1 protein-coding gene is annotated in these 385 nt (G+C 63.9%); it reads left to right on the top strand.

Features of this window, described 5'->3' with window-relative positions; genetic code table 11:
- Positions 1–385: porin (locus ACWGTO_RS33920; protein WP_454579010.1), on the top strand; the 385-nt coding region annotated here is incomplete at both ends.

The following is a 385-nucleotide window of genomic DNA, read 5'->3' as shown; positions in this document are numbered from 1 at the left end:
TACATCCCCGGCACCGAAACCTGCCTGCGCATCGGCGGCTATGTCCGTTACGACATCGGCGGCGGCGACGTGGGTTCGTTCGACGGTGCGACGTCCGCCGATGTTGAGGACGGCGGCAGCAACGACACCTGGTTCAAGAAGGCCCGCTTCTCGCTGAAGACCTGGACCGGCCAGGAAACCGAGCTCGGCACATTGAAGACCTACACCGAGACCCGCTTCAACTTCCAGAACAACAACCGTGATGCGGGCGCACTCGTTGATCCCGATGGCACGGGTCCGCTCCCTGCGGCCAACGCCGTCAATCCTGCCGGCAACACCGGTGCTTCGCTGAACTTCGCCTGGATCCAGCTCGGTGGCCTGCGCGTCGGTAAGGACGAATCGGCCT

The sequence above is a fragment of the Mesorhizobium sp. PL10 genome, assembly GCF_053714315.1.
Note: the sequence above shows the minus strand (reverse complement) of the source record. Positions and strands in the feature narration are given on the sequence as shown.